The sequence below is a fragment of the Streptomyces sp. NPDC052701 genome (assembly GCF_040678355.1).
Lineage (GTDB): Bacteria > Actinomycetota > Actinomycetes > Streptomycetales > Streptomycetaceae > Streptomyces.
Window position 1 is genome coordinate 1 of sequence record NZ_JBFATO010000026.1, and the last position, 18,069, is coordinate 18,069.

Below are 18,069 nucleotides of genomic sequence, written 5' to 3' on the forward strand. Positions count from 1 at the left end.
GGCGTTGACTTTTGGCACGCTGTTGAGTTCTCAAGGAACGGACGCTTCCTTCGTACTCACCCTCGCGGGCTTTCCTCCGGGCGCTTCCCTTCGGTGTTTCCAACTCTACCAGTGTTTCTCCGTCTCTCTGACCACCGTCCTGCGGACATGCAGAAGACGACCCCGAGATAGGATCTGACAAGTTGGGTTGCTGCCGGGCGAGCCCGCCTGATCGCGTCGCTCATCCCCAAGCAGGAGTACGACTGTACAGGGGGCTGCAGAGTCGGTGCAAATCTGCAAGAGGGGTGGTCTAGACCTCTAGTCGGCAGCTATCGTGCGGAACCCGTCCTACCTGTGACATACGCTGCTGCTCAGTGTGCCGTCCGGGACGGGCAGTGACAGCCCATACAGATCTCCACCCCTGGGAGGCTTCCCATGACCACCGTGACGTCCCCGCTGGCAGGACGCGCCATCGGACTGGCAGCCGTGCCGGATCCGGTCTTCTCCGGGGCCATGGTCGGCCCGGGTACCGCGATCGACCCCGTACGCGAGCCCTCCGAGGCCGTCGCGCCCGTCGACGGAGTCATCGTCTCCCTGCACCCGCACGCGTTCGTCGTCGTGGACGGGAGCGGGCACGGCGTGCTCACCCACCTCGGTATCGACACCGTGCAGCTCAACGGCGAGGGCTTCGAACTGCTCGTGAACAAGGGCGACACCGTCACGCGGGGTCAGGCCGTCGTGCGCTGGGACCCGGCCGCCGTCGAGGCCGCGGGCAAGTCCCCGGTGTGCCCGGTCGTGGCGCTCGAGGCCACGGCCGAGGCCCTCTCCGAGCTTCGTGAGGCCGGCGACGTGAAGGCCGGCGACAGTCTCTTCCTCTGGAAGTGACGTCAGTGCCGTCGCAGGACGGCCAGTAGGACAACCAACGCGGCGGCAGGCCCCGCCGCACTAGCGGAGACGGGTGAGATGGAAGCAACGCTGCGAGGCGTCGGTGTCAGCCACGGTGTGGCGATCGGTGAGGTTCGGCACATGGGAACGGCGGTGCTCGAACCGCCGGCCAAGCAGATCCCGGCGGAAGAGGCGGAGCGTGAACAGGGGCGCGCCCGCAAGGCCGTGGAGGCTGTGGCGGCCGACCTGACGGCGCGCGGCAATCTGGCGGGCGGTGAGGCCCAGGCGGTGCTCGAGGCACAGGCCATGATGGCCCAGGACCCGGAGCTGATGGCCGACGTGGACCGCCGTATCGCGGTCGGCAGCACGGCCGAGCGCGCGGTGTACGACGCCTTCGCCGCGTACCGCGAACTGCTGGCGGGCGCCGGGGAGTACCTCGCCGGCCGCGTGGCCGACCTCGACGACGTGCGGAATCGTATCGTCGCTCGTTTGCTCGGGGTGCCCATGCCGGGCGTCCCGGACAGCGACGAGCCCTATGTCCTTGTCGCCCGTGATCTCGCGCCCGCCGACACGGCGCTGCTGGATCCCGCTCTGGTCCTCGGCTTCGTCACGGAGGAGGGCGGTCCGACCAGCCACAGCGCGATTCTGGCGCGGGCGCTCGGCGTGCCGGCCGTCGTGGCGCTGCCGGGTGCCGGCGAACTCGCCGAGGGCACGGTGATCGCCGTCGACGGCAGCACCGGCGAGATCTTCGTCAGCCCCAGCGAGGAGAAGAAGGCGCAGCTTCAGGCGGCGGCCGCCGAGCGCAAGGCGGCGCTGGCCGCCTCCGCCGGGCCGGGTGCCACGGCCGACGGGCACAAGGTGCCGCTGCTCGCCAACATCGGCGGTCCCGCGGATGTGGCGGCCGCCGTCGAGGCCGGTGCCGAGGGCGTCGGCCTGTTCCGTACCGAGTTCCTCTTCCTGGACGACAACGAGAAGGCGCCGTCCGAGGAGAAGCAGGTCGCGGCCTACCGGCAGGTTCTCGAGGCGTTCCCCGAGGGCCGTGTGGTCGTGCGGGTGCTGGACGCGGGCGCGGACAAGCCGCTGGACTTCCTGACGCCGGCCGACGAGCCGAACCCGGCGCTCGGTGTGCGTGGTCTGCGGACGCTGCTCGATCACCCCGAGGTGCTGCGCACGCAGCTGACGGCACTCGCCAAGGCGGCGGAGGGGCTGCCGGTCCACCTCGAGGTCATGGCCCCGATGGTGGCGGACCGCACCGACGCGAAGGCTTTCGCGGACGCCTGCCGTGAGGCCGGGCTGCCGGCGAAGTTCGGTGCAATGGTCGAGATCCCGTCGGCGGCGCTGCGGGCGCGCTCGATCCTGCAGGAGGTCGAGTTCCTGTCGCTGGGGACCAACGACCTCGCGCAGTACACCTTCGCCGCCGACCGTCAGGTGGGTGCGGTCTCCCGTCTGCAGGATCCGTGGCAGCCGGCGCTGCTCGACCTGGTCGCGCTGTCCGCGGAGGCGGCGAAGGCCGAGGGCAGGAGCTGCGGTGTCTGCGGCGAGGCTGCGTCCGACCCGCTGCTGGCGTGTGTGCTGACGGGTCTGGGCGTCACCTCCCTCTCCATGGGTGCGGCGTCGATCCCCTACGTCCGGGCGACGCTGGCGAAGTACACGCTGGCGCAGTGCGAGCGGGCGGCGGCCGCGGCCCGGGCGGCCGACAGTGCCGAGGACGCGCGCACCGCCGCTCGGGCGGTGCTGTCGGGCGAGTAGTCGCCCGTGGCCGGGCGACGGCCGGACCGGGAGGGGCGCTCCGCCTGGCGGGGCGCCCCTCGCGCGTTTCAGTGGTGGTGCCCCGGTGCCGGCCCCTCGTCACCGAGGTCGGGTGGCTCGCAGTAGTCGACGTTGGACTCCGGGGAGATGAGGTCCCCGGAATCGGCGTCGGTGCAGTAGGCGTCGAAGACCTCCCCGGCGGTGAGGGGGCGCAGGCCGTGGCCGCGCAGGCGCCAGCCGTAGATGCGGTCCGGGGTGCCGGGGGCGGTGGTCCGCATGACGAGGCCGCCGGGGCTGTCGGTGGCGAGGCCGACGGCCAGGACCGTGGTGAATTCGAGGGCCTCGGCCTCGTCCAGTTCGGTGATGCCGCCGCTGTCGTCGGCGTGGAGGACGGAGACGAGGGCTTCGGGGGGTCCGGAGACACTGCAGACGAGGTGCCGGTCGCCCGGTGGGGCGGTGTCGAGGATGCGTGCCAGGAGGCCGGCGGCGCGGGTGAAGGCCGCGCGGCCGATGTCCTCGCCGCAGGAGCCGCAGGTGCCGAGGCGGGCCAGGAGGGTGGCCGCGTACTCCCAGGTGACCTGGCGGACGGCCTCGTCGACGAGGTCCGGGAGGAGGTCGGCCAGGGGCCGGCCGTCGTAGGGGACGGTGGGGCCGGTCGCCGCGAGTTCCGCGGTGAAGCGTGTGCGGCTCGACGGGAGGTCGGGATCGATGCCGGTCTCCCTGCAGAACTCGGCGTACTCCTCCGGGTCGAAGAGGGCCACCGTGGTGTGGTTGCCCTGGGAGGCGCGGGTCCTCAGGAGGGCCTCCACCTGTTCGAGGTAGGTGGTGTGGTCGTCGAAGGTGAAGCTGCGGTAGCGCCGCATGGCGCGGAAGTCGTGCTCGTCGGTCAGCAGGCCGATGGTGCCGGCGATCTCGCGGCTCAGAGCGCGTCGTGTGCTCCGGTGGTCGGTGTGCGCCATGTTCTCCCCCTGTGCGCAGTCGATCAATGCTCACTCACAGTAACCGGCGGCACTGACAACGACGTCCGGGTGAGGTGGCCGTGAGCACGGTGGCCGTGAGTGGTCCGGCGCCGCGCCGAACGTGGTGCGGCCGGTCCCGGACCCGGTGGACGGGTGCGGTCCGGGACCGGCCGCGGGGGTCGTTCCCCGCCGACGGCGGGTCGTCAGGCGCGCTTGCGGGCGAGGTCCTCGTAGAAGTGCAGCAGGTCGAGGTCGTCGATGGAGCCCGGGTTGACCGCCTTCTCCAGGGGGGTGCCCTGGAGGAGGCGTTTGACCGGGACCTCGATGCGCTTGCCGGTGAGGGTGTGCGGGATGCCGGGCACTTCGATGATCTCGTCGGGGACGTGCCGGGGTGACAGCTGCTCGCGGATGGCCCGCTGGACGCGGTTCAGCAGCGCCTCGTCGAGGGCGGCTCCGGGGGCCAGGTGCACGAACAGGGGCATCCAGTAGCCGCCGTCGGGCCGTTCGACGCCGATGACGAGGGATTCCTTGATCTCGGGGAGGCGTTCGACGACTTCGTAGATGTCGGCCGAGCCCATGCGGACGCCCTGGCGGTTGAGGGTGGAGTCGGAGCGTCCGTGGATGACGACGGATCCGCGCGAGGTGACGGTGATCCAGTCGCCGTGCCGCCACACGCCGGGATAGGTGTCGAAGTAGCTGTCGTGGTAGCGGCTGCCGTCGGGGTCGTTCCAGAAGTAGATCGGCATGGACGGCATGGGATTGGTGACGACGAGTTCGCCGACCTCGTCGACCAGGGGCCTGCCGCTCGGGTCCCAGGACTGCAGGTCGGTGCCGAGGCAGGGGGCCTGGAGCTCGCCGGCGTAGACCGGGAGGGTCGGTACGGCTCCCGCGAAGCAGGAGCACACGTCCGTGCCGCCGCTGACGGAGGCGATCCACAGGTCGTCGCGGACCTCGTCGTGCAGCCAGCGGAAGCCGTCGGGGGGCAGGGGCGAGCCGGTGGTGGCGACGCACCGCACCGCGGAGAGGTCGAAGTCGCGGGAGGGGTGCACGCCCGCCTTGCGGCAGGCCATGACGTAGGCCGCCGAGGTGCCGTAGAGGGTGGCCCCGGTGCGTTCCGCGACGCGCCACTGGGCGCCGGTGTCCGGGTGGCCGGGGCTGCCGTCGTAGAGGACGATCGTCGTGCCGGTGAGGAGGCCGGAGACGAGGAAGTTCCACATCATCCAGCCCGTCGACGTGTACCAGAAGAACCGGTCCTGCGGGCCGAGGTCGCAGTGCAGGCCGAGCTGCTTGAGGTGTTCGACGAGGATGCCGCCCTGGGACTGGACGATGGCCTTGGGCAGACCGGTCGTGCCGGAGGAGTAGAGCACCCACAGGGGGTGGTCGAAGGGGACCTGTTCGAAGACGGGCTCCGTGTCGGCGGCCGTCAGGGCCGACCACTCCAGGGCGCCTTCGGGGGCCTGGGTGCCGAGCAGGGGGATGTGGACGACGGCGCGCAGGGTGGGCAGTTCGCGGCGCAGTTCGGCGACCGTGTCGCGGCGGTCGTGCTGCTTGCCGCCGTAGCGGTAGCCGTCGACGGTGAACAGGACGACCGGTTCGACCTGCCGGAAGCGGTCCAGGACGCTGCGGGCGCCGAAGTCGGGGGCGCAGGACGTCCACACGCCGCCCACGGCGGCCGTGGCCAGGAGGGCGACGACGGCCTGCGGGATGTTGGGGAGGTAGCCGCTGATCCGGTCCCCGGGGCGTACGCCGAGGGCGCGCAGTGCGGCGGCGAGGGAGCCGACCTGGCGGCGCAGCTCCGCCCAGGTGACGGGGCGCGGCTCGTGGGTCTCGTCGACGTGCAGGAGGGCCGGCTCGTCCGCGCGGGTGGCCGACGCGCGCAGGGCGTGCTCGGCGTAGTTCAGGGTGGCGCCGGGGAACCACTGTGCTCCCGGCATGGCACGGTCGCCCAGCACACGCGTGCTGGGGGTGGAGAAGCGGACGTCGAACCACTCGGTGACGGCTTTCCAGAACGTGTCCGGTTCCTCGACGGACCAGCGCTGCAGGGCCGCGTAGCCGCCGTCGGCGGGGGCGCCGTGGTGCTCGGCGGCCCAGGTCTGGAACCTGGTGATCTGCGCCTGGGCGATGCGCTGGGGATCTGGCTGCCAGAGCGGCTGCGGGTTCACGGTCGACATGGGGCGGCTCCCGGACTGTGCGCGTCGTGTGCGTCCTGCGCGCACGGGCTGGGTGTGCGCGTGACGCGGCTGACACGGACGATGCCATGTGATCGTCTTCTGCACCAGGGAGCGCCCCACATAGTCCGGGTCGTGAAGATGTGGCTCCGGCATGGGTGAACGGCAGTTGAACGATGCTCCCGCCTGGGTCGGTCAATGGCAGGGTGAGCAGCATGGACGGTCGTGACCTGGTGCGTTCGGTGAAGGCGGTTGGTTCGGTGGGGGCGGCACTGGGGGTGCGTACCGTGCGGGCCGCGTGGCGCAGGAGGCGTGCCGACGCCGCCGGGCTGCCGGAGCGGGGGAGCGAGCGCGCGCGGGTGCCCGGGACGGTGCGGGAGGCGGAGCCGGGCCCGGGCGGGGGCGTCGTCCGGTTCGGCCGTTCGGAGCTGCGGATCCTCGTCGCCGTGAACGGGGCCGTCTTCTGGGGGTGGGACGGGGCGGCTCCCGAGCCGTCGTACGCGCTGGCGGGGCGCTGTCCGGAGCCGGATCCCCGGGCGGTGCTGGAGCCGGACACGGACGGCGGCTGGCGGGTCGTGGCCGAGCGGGTGACGGTCACCGTCTCGCGGCACGGCGCGATCGAGGTGTGCACGCCCGGGGGTGTGTGCCTACGCCGTGATCTCCCGCCGCGCTGGTGGGAGCCGGCCGGCGGTGGACCGGCACGCTGGATGCAGCGGTCGGAGGTGGCCGCGGACGCGCGGTTCTTCGGGCTCGGGGGGCGCGCGTCGGGCCCTCGGCTGCGGGACGGTACGTACCGGCTGTGGAACGCCGGTCCCGGCCGTGCCTTCGGGCCCGGTGACGATCCGCTGCACCTGACGATGCCGGTGCAGTTGGTGGTGGCCGACGCGGGCACGCACCTGGTGTTCCACGACAGCTCGTGGGACGGCACGGTGACGCTGCGGGAGGGCGAGGAGGGCGCCGGCTCCGGGCACGACCGGGCCGGGACGAGCGAGCTGCGGATGGAGGGCGGTCCGCTGCGCTGCTGGGTGATGGCGGGCACTCCCGCGCGCGTGCTCCTGGCGTGGGCCTCGCTCACCGGGGCGCCCGCGCTGCCGCCCGCCTGGGCGCTCGGGCACCATCACGCGCGGTGGGGCTTCGGCAGCGAGGAGGAGGTGCGGCGGGTCGTCGCGGGCTACGAGGAGCACGGTCTGCCGCTCGACGCCGTCCACCTGGGCGTCGACCACCACGACGGGCACCGGGTGTTCACCGTCGACACCGACCGTTTCCCGAAGCTGCCGGTGCTCGCGCAGGAGCTGCGGCGGGACGGGATACGGCTGGTGTCGATCGTGAACCCCGCCGTCGAGGCGGCGCCGGGCAACGCCGTCCACGACGGCGGCGCGGCCCGGGACGCCTTCGTGCGGGACGCCTCGGAACGGGTCGTGCGGGGGGTGGCGTGGCCCGGGGAGGCGGTCTTCCCCGACTTCACGGACGCGCGCGTGCGCCAGTGGTGGGGCGGGCTGTACGAGGAGCGGCTGGAGCAGGGGTTCTCGGGCTTCTGGCACGACATGGACGAGCCCACGTCGTTCGCGGCCTTCGGCGAGTCGACGTTGCCGCGGTCGGCCCGGCACGCCCTGGAGGGGCGGGGCGGGGACCATCGCGAGGCGCACAACGTGTACGCCCTGTGCATGGCCAGGGCCGGTTACGAAGGGCTGCGGAAACTGGCGCCCAGGGAGCGGCCGTTCCTCCTCTCGCGCTCCGGGTGGGCCGGTGTGCAGCGCTACGGCGGCACCTGGTCGGGGGGTGCGGCGACGGGCTGGCCGGGGCTGCGGGCGTCGCTGGCGCTGGTCCTGGGGCTCGGGCTGTGCGGCGTGCCGTACTCGGGTCCGGACGTCGGCGGCTTCGACGGGGATCCGTCGCCCGAGCTGTACCTGCGGTGGTTCCAGCTGGGCGCGTACCTGCCGCTGTTCCGTACGCACGCGGGTCCGCGGGCGGGGCGCAGGGAGCCGTGGGAGTTCGGGCCGGAGGTGCTGGAGCACGCGCGCGGGGCGCTGCTGGAGCGCCGCCGGCTCCAGCCGTACTTCATGACGCTGGCGCATCTGGCCCGGCGTACCGGGGCGCCGTACGTGCGGCCGCTGTGGTGGTCGGCGCCCGAGGAGCGGGCGCTGCGCGACTGCGAGGACGCGTTCCTGCTGGGCGACTGCCTGCTGGTGGCGCCGGTGCTGGAGCCGGGCGTGGAGCGGCGTGCCGTTCGGGTGCCGCGGGGGCGCTGGTACGACACGGCGACGGGACGCGTGCACGAGGGGCCGGCGCAGGTGGTCGTGGAGGCGCCCTTGTCGCGGATCCCGGTGCTCGCGCGCGCGGGAGCCGTCCTGCCCGTGCGCGGGGAGGACGGCGGGCTGGAGCTGGAGGTGTGGGCGCCCGCCCGGGGCAGGACCGGGGGCGGGCTGGTGGTGCCGGACGCGGGCGACGGGTGGGACGAGCCGGAGACCGAGCGCTACACCGCCCGCTGGGAGGGCCGGCGGCTGGTCGTCGAGCGCGAGGGCGGGGACGGTGCGGGCGAGCCGCCCCACCCGGTGCGCGTCCGAGGGCTTCCGGAGGGCTGAGTTCAGATGTACCGGCCCTCGAACCAGGCCCGTACGGCCAGGGTGTGCAGGGGGAAGGCGAGCTCCTGCGGTCTGCGCAGCAGGTGCCAGCCGTCGGTCTCGTCCGTGGCGGCGGAGGGGGGCAGGCCCTCGGCGGGGCGTTCCGGGAGGAGCCCGAACAGCAGCAGGTGTCCGTCGGGGGAGCTCATCGCGTCGACGAGCCGTACGTCGCGGCTCGCCGCCTCGATCCCGGTCTCCTCCCGGAGTTCGCGGACGACCGCCCGCCGCCAGTCCTCGCGGTCGTCGATGTAGCCGCCGGGCAGGGCGGTGCCCCCGCGCGCGGGGGCGACGGTTCGTGTGACGACGACCAGGGCGGTGCCCTCCGTGTCGTACACGGGCATCAGGGCGACCGCGACGGGCAGCGGGTTGCGGTAGGCGACGGCGCCGCACGCCGGGCAGGTGCGGGGCCAGCCGGAGACGTCCTCTCCGTAGGGCGTGCCGCAGCTCGAACAGTGGGAGTCCGGCGCGGACTTGGGGTGGGAGTGCTGAGTTTCGGACACGCGGCGGACTGTATCCGATGACGGAAGCGGGGTCTGCGGCAGGCGGCGGTGCACGGCCGTGCGGTGGTCGTGGCCGGATTTCGTCGTGTTTCGTCGTGGGGGTGGCCGCCGGTGAACCGCCGGGGCGCCGGGGCGCCGGGCAGGGAGGATCGCGTTCGAACAGCGGTGTCTGTTCGCACGGCGGTGTGCGCGCCGGACCACCGTCGGACCGCCGCCCGCCCGGCCCCGCCGGGGAGGCCGCGAAGGCGCTGCGCCGGGCGAGCCGGGTAGCGGGGCGGGCGGGCCCGGGCAGGAGGTCCGCCGCGGCTCACGGGCGGCGTCCGCGCCCGCCGGGCACGCGGTGGCGGAGCCGGGCGGGGTCCGAGCGGCTGCCCGTGCGGGCCGCACCAGGTCCGGCTCGGCAGGCGCCGAGCGGCCGCACGTGCGAACCTGAGAAAAAAGCGGCCGTCCGTCCGCTCCTCAACCGTTGGCGTCGGCGACCTTGACGCCCCCTGGGCGCCGGTGAACACTTCCGGTGTCAGCCGACATCGCCGTACATACGCGGCGTATTCCGGCACCGCGCCGCAAGGGCCCTCGAGCGCCGAGACCGACTCCCACGGGCGTTCGGCTGCGACGGCACGCTCGTCACGGACGCCGGGCGGGGCGCGGGACCTCCCTGCCTTCGGCCGAAGCCGCCGTGGGAACGCACCCTGCACGAGGGCCGGGGCCGTTCGCCCCGGGCCAGGGCCTAGGAGCCGCCATGAACAACGGAGACATATTCGTCGGCGAAGTCATCGGTACGGCGATCCTCATCCTGTTCGGCGCGGGCGTCTGCGCCGCCGTCACCCTCCGGTACTCCAAGGCGCGGGCGTCGGGCTGGATCGTGATCGCCTTCGGCTGGGGGTTCGCCGTGCTGGCGGGCGCCTACACCGCCGCTCCCCTGTCCGGAGGGCACCTCAATCCGGCCGTCACCCTCGGCATCGCGATCGACACCGGCAAGTGGGACAAGGTCTGGATCTACATGCTGGGGCAGCTGCTCGGCGCCATGCTCGGTGCCGTGCTGTGCTACCTGGTGTACTTCGCCCAGTTCCGGGCCAACATCAGGGAGACGGGCACCACGGAGGGCACGGAGGAGGAACCGGTACCGACGCTCGGCATCTTCTCCACCATCCCGGAGATCCGGAACCCGGTCGCCAACCTGATCACGGAGATCATCGCGACCATCGCGCTCGTCCTGCCGCTCCTCGCCTTCGGCCTCACCGAGGGACTCGGCGCGTCCGGCAGCCTCGTGCTGATCGTCGCCCTGCTGGTCGTGGGCATCGGCCTCTCGCTCGGCGGACCGACCGGCTACGCCATCAACCCCGCGCGCGACCTCGGCCCGCGCATCGTGCACACCTTCCTGCCGATCCCGCACAAGGGCACCTCCGACTGGGGCTACGCCTGGATCCCGGTCGTCGGCCCGCTGATCGGCGGAGCGCTCGCGGGCCTCCTCTACAACGCAGCCTTCTGACACCCAGCCCAAGGGACAGCCATGACGGACAACGCCGACAAGTACGTCGCCGCGATCGACCAGGGCACCACCTCCAGCCGCTGCATCGTCTTCGACCACAACGGCGCGATCGTCGCCGTCGACCAGCGCGAGCACCGCCAGATCTTCCCCAAACCCGGCTGGGTGGAGCACGACGCCACCGAGATCTGGTCCAAGACGCAGGCGGTGGTCGCCGGAGCGGTCGCCAAGGCCGGACTGCGCGCCGAGCAGCTCAGCGCGCTGGGCATCACCAACCAGCGCGAGACCACGCTTCTGTGGGACCGCGCCACGGGCAAGCCCGTGCACAACGCCATCGTGTGGCAGGACACGCGCACCGCCGCCCTGTGCAGCCAACTGGGCGGTACGGACGGGCAGGACCGTTTCCGCGAGCAGACGGGACTGCCGCTGGCCACCTACTTCTCCGGGCCCAAGGCGGCCTGGCTGCTCGACAACGTGCCGGACCTCAGGGCGCGCGCCGAACGCGGCGAGATCGCCTTCGGCACGATCGACTCCTGGCTGATCTGGAACCTCACCGGCGGCACGGACGGCGGACGGCACGTCACCGACGTGACCAACGCCGGGCGGACCATGCTGATGAACCTGGAGACCCTCCAGTGGGACCCCTCGATCCTCTCGGCGATGAACATCCCCGAGGCCATGCTGCCCGAGATCAGGTCCTCGGCCGAGGTGTACGGCACCGCCGTGGGCCAGCTCGCCGGTGTGCCGGTCGCCTCCGCGCTGGGCGACCAGCAGGCGGCCGTGTTCGGCCAGGCCTGCTACGACGTGGGCACGGCGAAGAACACGTACGGCACGGGCAGCTTCCTGCTGCTCAACACCGGCAACCGTCCGGTGCCGTCGAAGAGCGGGCTGCTGACCACGATGGGCTACAAGATCGGCGACGAGGCGCCGGTCTACTGCCTGGAGGGGTCGATCGCCATCACGGGCGCGCTGGTGCAGTGGTTCCGGGACCAGCTCGGCATCATCCGTACCGCCGACGAGATCGAGCCGCTGGCGGCGAGCGTGGAGGACAACGGCGGCGCGTACATCGTCCCCGCGTTCTCCGGGCTGTTCGCGCCGTACTGGCGCTCCGACGCGCGCGGTGTCATCACCGGGCTCACCCGGTACGTCACCAAGGCGCACCTCGCGCGGGCGGTGCTGGAGGCGACGAGCTGGCAGACGCGTGAGGTCGTGGACGCCATGTACCAGGACTCCGGGGTGCGGATCACGACCCTGAAGGTGGACGGCGGCATGACGAAGAACAACCTGCTCATGCAGCACCAGGCGGACGTGCTCGACGTGCCGGTGGTGCGGCCCAAGGTCTCCGAGACGACCTGTCTGGGCGCCGCCTACGCGGCCGGGCTCGCCACGGGCGTGTGGAACGACCTGGACGAGCTCAAGACGCACTGGCGCAAGGACGTCGAGTGGACACCGGCCATGGAGGCGTCGGTGCGGGACCGCGAGCACCGCAACTGGCGCAAGGCGGTGGAGAAGAGCTTCGGCTGGGAGGAGGACGACGACAGGTAGGCCCCGTCGCCGGACGCGCGCGTGCGGTGCGCACCGCCGGCCCGCACCCCGGCCGGCGGGACAGGGGCCGCGGTGCGGGCGCAGGGCGGTGACGGCCCGGGGAGCGTCAGGTGGTGACGGCCCGGCGGCGGCCGGCCGTGTAGGCCATCGCGTGCTGGACGACGCCGATGAGGACCTCCTTGACCGACTCCCGGTCGCGGGCGTCGGTCGTCAGCAGCGGTACGTCCGGATCGAGGTCGAGGGCCCGGCGGACGTCCTCGGCCGGGTAGCGGGCGGCTCCCTCGAAGCAGTTGACGGCGACGAGGAAGGGGATGGAGCGCCGCTCGAAGTAGTCGACGGCGGCGAAGGAGTCCTCCAGGCGGCGGGTGTCGGCGAGGACGACGGCGCCGAGCGCGCCCTCGGAGAGTTCGTCCCACATGAACCAGAACCGCTCCTGGCCGGGTGTGCCGAAGAGGTACAGCACCAGGTCCTCGCGGAGCGTGATGCGGCCGAAGTCCATGGCCACGGTGGTGGTGCGCTTGTTCTCCACGCCGCTGAGGTCGTCGACCGGGCGCCCGGCCTCGGTGAGCAGTTCCTCGGTGCGCAGCGGCCTGATCTCGCTGACGGCGCCGACCAGCGTGGTCTTGCCCACGCCGAAGCCGCCGGCCACCAGGATCTTGAGCGTGACGGGCTCGACCGGGGGCTTGCCGCGCTCAGAACGCCCGAAGATCATCGGTCTCTTCTCCTGCTTGATGGGGGTCGGGCGACGGCGGGCCGTATCCTCCGCCGCCGGGGGTCGTGTCGACGAGGACGTCGTCGTGGGCATGCCGGGGGGACCCGGCGAGGGCGTGGAGGACGGGGGCGCCCCGCGCGGTGGCCGGCGACGGGACGCCAGGCGGCCCGGACGGCCCGGACGCGGGGCGGCTCCGGCGGCCCGGTGCGGCGGGCGAAGGGGCCCGGGCTGTCCCGGCGCGGGCGCGGGAGCCGTCCGGGAGGACGCGCGGGCCCGCCGCCGCGGCCTCGGAGGCGGGGGTCCCCGCGCTGCGCGGCCGCCGGGGCCGGCGGGGAGCCGGAGGGCGGCCCGGCAGGGGCCCGTGCGTGCCCGGCCGGCCGTCCGGGCGCGGCACGACGACGTCACGGAGCGTGCCGCCCCGATCGGCCCGGAACCGCCGGCCTGTCACGTCAGTACCCCGCTTCCACGCCGCTCACAGCGCTCGGAGGCCGTTGATCACGTCGCGCAGAATACTCTCGTCCGGCAGCTCGGCCGGGGGCACGGGCCGGTTCACGTGGACCCATTCCGCGTCGACGAGGTCTCCGACGAGGACCCGCACCACCCCGATCGGCAGGTCGAGTTCGGCGGCGAGTTCGGCGACCGACTGCGGGGTGTCGCGGCACAGCTCGACGATGTCCACGTGCTCCGGGGACAGCGTGGGGTCCGCTTCCGGATCGTCCGCGTGGGGTTCCGTGACGACCACCGCGATCAGGTCGAGGCGGTGCTGGCCCGCGCTGGTGGTGCGGCCACGCGTCATGGCGTACGGACGGACGACCGGCCCGGCCTCGTCGTCGAACCAGTGGCTTCTTCCCTGACCGTCAGCGCTCATGCCATCCCACTACCCGCCCTGGGGCAGATCGGTGCGCGGAGCCGTGCCCAGGTGCACGCCGACCCGCTTCACGAGGAGGGTCATCTCGTAGGCGACCTGGCCGACGTCGGAGTCGGCGTCCGACAGGACGGCGAGGCAGCTGCCGTCGCCCGCGGCCGTCACGAACAGGAAGGCGTCGTCGAGTTCGACGACCGTCTGCCGGACGCTGCCGGCCTCGAAGTGGCGTCCGACGCCCTTGGCGAGGCTGTGGAACCCCGAGGCGACGGCGGCCAGGTGCTCGCTGTCCTCCCGGGTCAGGTCCTTGGACACTCCCGTCGGCAGGCCGTCCCCGGAGAGCACGAGGGCCTTGCGGATGCTCGCGACGCGGTCCACCAGGTCGTCCAGGAGCCAGTTCAGCTCCCTGTTGTCGGTTGCGGTGTGGCCGGTCGCCTTCGGTGCGGTCATCGACCGTCCCCCTTAGTCGTTCCTTGTGGTGCTGTGCCGCTGTGGGCGTCGTCGCCCGCGGCGTTCTCCGCGCGGCCGCGCTGCCAGCCCCGCTGGAGGGAGGCCATGCGGCTGCGCACTTCCTCGGCGTCCCGCTCGTCGGGCTCGGCCCGCTCCCCGGTGAGCCGGCCGGGGCCCCGCTTGAGCTGCGGGGCGAGGCTGGCCTGCCGTACGCGCCGGGGCAGCGGCGCGGTACCGGAGGCGGGCTCCTGCGGTGCCGGGCCTTCTCCGGGACGTGAGCCGGGTTCCCGCGGGCCGCTCGACGCGATCGCTCCGTCCTCACGGGCGCTCCCGGGGGAGGCGGGGCCCTCCGGCCCGCCGCGGCCGCTCACGGGCTGCCCGCCGCGACGGCGGGAGGGTTGCGGGGCCGGGGATTCCGGCCCGGTCCGGCCGCCGAGCCGCCCGCGGGCGGACTCGGCGTCGCCGCGGACCGGGAGCGACGGTGCGGCCTGCGGCGGCGCGGCCTCCGGCTGCGGGCGGCCACCGTCCGTGGCGGCCTCCCCGTCCGTCCTTCCGTCCGCCCGTCCGTCCGTCCTCTCGCGCCGGGGGCGCTGCCGGGTGACCGGGCGGCCGTGCGAGCTGACCAGCTTGGGGGTGCGGCGGCGCGGCAGCGGTACCGGCGCGCTCACCTGGTCCTCCGGGTCGGCCCCGTCCGGTGCGCCTTGGGCGTCGGAGGGGCGCTGGTGCGGCTGGCGGTGCCTGGGGGCGCCGTCCTGGGCACGGGTGCGGGGCCGGCGGGGGCGGAACAGGCCGCCGTCCGCACCGTCCTCCAGCTCGTCGGAGAAGTCGCCGAGGGCGTCCAGGTCGACCGGAGCCTCCAGTTCGACCGGCCCGTCGAGGAGTGGGGCGGGCAGGCCGGGCAGCGCCACGGGCACCTGCGAGAGCGCCGCACGGCGGCTGTCGGCCGACCCGCTCTCCTTGGTGGGCCGGGGTCGGTCGAGGCGGAAACCGATGCCGTTGGTGTCCGGCGCGTCGTCCGTGAGCAGCGCGTCGGGGATGAGGACGACGGCGGTGGTGCCGCCGTACGGGGAGGGCTGCAGGGAGACCCGGACGTTCTGCCGCTGGGCGAGGCGGCTGACGACGAACAGTCCGAGCCGGTCGGTGTCGGTCAGCTCGAACTCGGGTGTCTCGGCGAGCCGGAGGTTCGCGTCCAGCAGCGCCTCGGCCGTCATGCCGAGGCCCCGGTCGTGGATCTCCAGGGTGAAGCCGTTGGCGACGCGCTCGCCCAGGACCTGCACGGCGGTGTGCGGCGGGGAGAACACCGTGGCGTTCTCCAGGAGTTCGGCCACGAGGTGGGTGAGGTCGGCGACCGCCGGTCCGGTGACGGCGATGCGGGGCAGACGGCGGACCTCGATGCGCTCGTAGTCCTCGACCTCGGCGACCGCGGCGCGCACGACGTCCATGAGCTGGACGGGTTTGCGCCACTGGCGGGAGGGCGCGGCGCCGGAGAGGATCACCAGGCCCTCGGCGTGCCGGCGCATGCGGGTGGTCAGGTGGTCCAGGCGGAACAGGTCGGCGAGTTCCTCGGTGTCCTCGGTCCGGCGTTCCATGGCGTCGAGCAGGGTGAGCTGCTTGTGCAGCAGGACCTGGCTGCGGCGGGCGAGGTTGACGAAGACCTCCGAGACGCCGGCGCGCAGTTCAGCCTGTTTGACGGCGGCTTCGACGGCGGCGCGCTGCAGGGTGTTGAGGGCCTGGCCGACCTCGCCGATCTCGTTCTTGTCATACTCCAGGCGCGGGACCTCGGTCTCGACGTCGACCTGTTCGCCCGCCGACAGGCGGCGCATCACGCTGGGCAGCCGCACACCGGACGCCTCGTGGGCCTCCAGGCGCAGCTGCCGCAGGTCGCGGATGAGGGTGCGGCCGATGCGCACGGACAGGAAGAGGGAGAACAGCACGGTGAGCAGACCGAGCAGACCGGCGACGACGGCCTTGGTGATGACGGACATCGCGACCGGGCGGACCCGGTCCTGGTAGCGGTCGGTCGCCTGGTCGTTGAGCGTGACCAGGTCGCCCAGCACGCTCTCGGCGGCGGCGTCCCAGCTCCGGGCGGTCACCGTGCGCGGGGGCTCGGAGCCGACGGAGGCGATGACGGCCTGTTCCTCCACGCGCAGGGGGGCGGTGGTGGCGCCCTTCCAGAAGCGGGTGTAGCGCTCGCGCTCCGCCGGCGGCAGGACCGGCAGGCTGACGTCGTAGAGCAGGTTGCGCTGGGCAACGAGGTAGGAGATGTCCCGGACCTCGTCGCGGGAGAGTTCGCCGACCACGAGGGCGGAACCGAGCAGGGCGTCCTCGCGGGCGAGCAGTTCGCGGGCTCGGGCCAGGTTGACGAGGGCACGGTTCTGCTTGTCCATCTCGACGCTGTCGACGCCGTCGAGGGAGGCGAGCAGGACGTAGCACGGGTCGATGAGCCGGTTGTACAGGTCGAGGGCCTGGGCCCGGGTGAGGGAGCCGTCCTCGACGCTGCGCCGCAGTTCGTCGATGCCCCGCAGGGCGTCCAGGGCCGCGGTGAGGTGCTCCCCGTCGTCCTCGTCCACTCCCTCGCGGATGTCGGGGCTCTTCGCGTTCCCCTGGATCTCGGCGATCGCGTCGTCGGTGGCGGCCCGGGTGGCGCGCAGCGCGGACAGCGCCTCCGATGCGCGGGGGTCGGCGAGGTACACGAGCGTCTGGCGCCGTTCCTGCTGCAACGCGCGGGCGACGTCCTCGACGGGGTAACCGATCTTCTCCACCAAGGACGTCACGTGCCAGAGGTGGGCCACCTCACGTCCCGTCAGCACCGTGGCGAAGGCCCAGATCCCGGTCAGGGACACCAGCGGCACGAGGAGCAGCGCCACGATCTTCCGGCGGATGGACTTCCCGCGAAAGCGCATGGCCTCCCCCAGCTCGGCCCCCCGACCGACAGGGGGTACACATGTGCATCAACAAACGGCGCGAGCCTACTACCGACGCGCGGTTATCTCGAAGACCCGTCCGGAATTCGAACCTCCGCGCCGGGCACGAGGCATGGTGAGTTGTCCGGGTATTGCGGGAGATCGCCTCCCGGAATCGGGCGGCGGACCCACCGGCCAACCTCCCGGCAGCGTTGCCCTGTTGGCTGAAATTTTTCCCTCAGCGGGAATCTTTGCGGTGCGCCGTTCGTCCTTCTTCACGGGAAACGGGGGCGGAATCGGCCACAGGAGCCGCGTCTCGCCCCTGGGCGGCGTAAAACAGCGCAAGCCGGGCAGCCGCTGGGGAGCCGGGTCTACGGACGCGGGCGATCGGTCTGCTGGCGGTGGGGAGTGACACGGTGATGGACACGGCGGAGCGGCGCAGGGCGCCCCGGGACGGCACGGCGGCGCGGGTGGGAGCGCAGCGGGGCGCCGAGGCCCCGGACCCCGGCGTTCCGGCAGCCGGACGCGGGAGGGCGAACGGGCGGGACACTCGTGCGGCCGCGGACGGCGGGGAGACGGCCGGGACGCGGAGGGCCGTTCACGAGACCGCAGCGGCGGTTGGCGGCGGGGCGCGAGCCGGTGAGGACGGCGGAGCGCACGAGGAGCCCCGCCACCGGCCGCTGTGGATCGAGGAGCCGGCACGGCGGCGCCGGCTGCCGGATCCGGTGCGGACGGCGGCCGTGCGGGCGGTGCTCATCATCGCCGTGACGCTGATTCAGGCCATGGTGGCCTTCCTGTGCGCGATGGCCGGCTCCTGGCTGGCCTTCCCCATGGTGATCAGCAGCGTGGTCAGCACGGTGGTGGCCACCTGGGGCGCGCTCGACGTGTGGGTGACGCGTCAGGTCTGGAACCAGCGCAACGGCGTGGTGTCGACGCCGAGCAGCACGGCGCGGGCCCTGCGGCGCGAGCGGCGCCGGGCCCGTCGCCGGGCGCGAGCCGCCGAGCGGACACAGACCCGTATACGCCGGCGGGGCGGAGCGGGGCAGTTGTCGCACTCCTGAGGGCCCGCCCGCTTCCCCGGGCCCACGGGTGGCCGGGGGCCCGGGGAAGCGGGCGTCTTCCACGCCACCCCGCAGGTCCCTCGTCCCGCCACGGCCTCGTGCCGTTCGGTGTGACCGCGGGGCCACCGGAACAAGCCGAGGACGGCTCCGCGGTACGACAAGCGCCGGGCCTGCCGGGGGAAAGCGCCT

At 73.2% G+C, this 18,069-nt stretch carries 13 protein-coding genes; 6 read left to right on the forward strand and 7 right to left on the reverse strand.

What is annotated here, in order from left to right:
- Nucleotides 1-414 precede the first annotated feature (414 nt).
- Both AB0L29_RS25015 and ptsP read left to right on the forward strand, forming a co-directional pair.
- Complete coding sequence (locus AB0L29_RS25015) at nucleotides 415-864, forward strand: PTS glucose transporter subunit IIA (RefSeq protein WP_365829991.1); 450 nt, start codon at nucleotides 415-417, stop codon at nucleotides 862-864.
- 78 nt (nucleotides 865-942) lie between these two features.
- Entirely contained in the window at nucleotides 943-2,613 is a 1,671-nt protein-coding gene (gene ptsP / locus AB0L29_RS25020; protein ID WP_365829992.1) for a phosphoenolpyruvate--protein phosphotransferase, read from the forward strand.
- A 68-nt stretch (nucleotides 2,614-2,681) separates the two neighbouring features.
- On the opposite strand, the gene AB0L29_RS25025 is transcribed toward ptsP, so the two are convergent.
- Entirely contained in the window at nucleotides 2,682-3,572 is an 891-nt protein-coding gene (locus AB0L29_RS25025) for a hypothetical protein (protein WP_365830067.1), read from the reverse strand.
- A gap of 203 nt (nucleotides 3,573-3,775) precedes the next feature.
- A complete protein-coding gene (locus AB0L29_RS25030) occupies nucleotides 3,776-5,743 on the reverse strand; it encodes an acetoacetate--CoA ligase (RefSeq protein WP_365829993.1) in 1,968 nt (655 codons plus the stop codon).
- A gap of 212 nt (nucleotides 5,744-5,955) precedes the next feature.
- On the opposite strand from AB0L29_RS25030, the gene AB0L29_RS25035 reads away from it, so the two are divergent.
- Nucleotides 5,956-8,322, forward strand: a complete 2,367-nt coding sequence (locus AB0L29_RS25035) for a glycoside hydrolase family 31 protein (RefSeq protein ID WP_365829994.1) — start codon at nucleotides 5,956-5,958, stop codon at nucleotides 8,320-8,322.
- A gap of 2 nt (nucleotides 8,323-8,324) precedes the next feature.
- On the opposite strand, the gene AB0L29_RS25040 is transcribed toward AB0L29_RS25035, so the two are convergent.
- Entirely contained in the window at nucleotides 8,325-8,861 is a 537-nt protein-coding gene (locus AB0L29_RS25040) for an NUDIX domain-containing protein (RefSeq protein ID WP_365829995.1), read from the reverse strand.
- Nucleotides 8,862-9,600: 739 nt separating this feature from the next.
- Here AB0L29_RS25040 and AB0L29_RS25045 point away from each other — a divergent pair.
- Both AB0L29_RS25045 and glpK read left to right on the forward strand, forming a co-directional pair.
- Complete coding sequence (locus tag AB0L29_RS25045; RefSeq protein ID WP_365829996.1) at nucleotides 9,601-10,350, forward strand: MIP/aquaporin family protein; 750 nt, start codon at nucleotides 9,601-9,603, stop codon at nucleotides 10,348-10,350.
- A 21-nt stretch (nucleotides 10,351-10,371) separates the two neighbouring features.
- Nucleotides 10,372-11,892, forward strand: coding sequence for a glycerol kinase GlpK (gene glpK / locus AB0L29_RS25050; RefSeq protein ID WP_365829997.1), 1,521 nt, complete (start codon nucleotides 10,372-10,374; stop codon nucleotides 11,890-11,892).
- 106 nt (nucleotides 11,893-11,998) lie between these two features.
- On the opposite strand, the gene AB0L29_RS25055 is transcribed toward glpK, so the two are convergent.
- From AB0L29_RS25055 to AB0L29_RS25070, 4 genes are all read right to left on the reverse strand, one after another.
- Nucleotides 11,999-12,604, reverse strand: coding sequence for an ATP/GTP-binding protein (locus AB0L29_RS25055; protein WP_365829998.1), 606 nt, complete (start codon nucleotides 12,602-12,604; stop codon nucleotides 11,999-12,001).
- A gap of 472 nt (nucleotides 12,605-13,076) precedes the next feature.
- Complete coding sequence (locus AB0L29_RS25060) at nucleotides 13,077-13,472, reverse strand: DUF742 domain-containing protein (RefSeq protein WP_365829999.1); 396 nt, start codon at nucleotides 13,470-13,472, stop codon at nucleotides 13,077-13,079.
- Nucleotides 13,473-13,481: 9 nt separating this feature from the next.
- A complete protein-coding gene (locus AB0L29_RS25065) occupies nucleotides 13,482-13,916 on the reverse strand; it encodes a roadblock/LC7 domain-containing protein (protein ID WP_365830000.1) in 435 nt (144 codons plus the stop codon).
- The gene (locus tag AB0L29_RS25070; RefSeq protein WP_365830001.1) at nucleotides 13,913-16,819 is read right to left on the reverse strand and encodes a nitrate- and nitrite sensing domain-containing protein; all 2,907 of its coding nucleotides are present in this window, start codon (nucleotides 16,817-16,819) and stop codon (nucleotides 13,913-13,915) included. The genes AB0L29_RS25065 and AB0L29_RS25070 overlap by 4 nt, the downstream gene beginning before the upstream one ends.
- A gap of 419 nt (nucleotides 16,820-17,238) precedes the next feature.
- On the opposite strand from AB0L29_RS25070, the gene AB0L29_RS25075 reads away from it, so the two are divergent.
- Nucleotides 17,239-17,880 carry a hypothetical protein gene (locus AB0L29_RS25075; protein ID WP_365830002.1) on the forward strand — a complete coding sequence of 214 codons (642 nt, stop codon included), beginning with the start codon at nucleotides 17,239-17,241 and terminating at the stop codon, nucleotides 17,878-17,880.
- The last annotated feature ends 189 nt before the right edge of the window (nucleotides 17,881-18,069 follow it).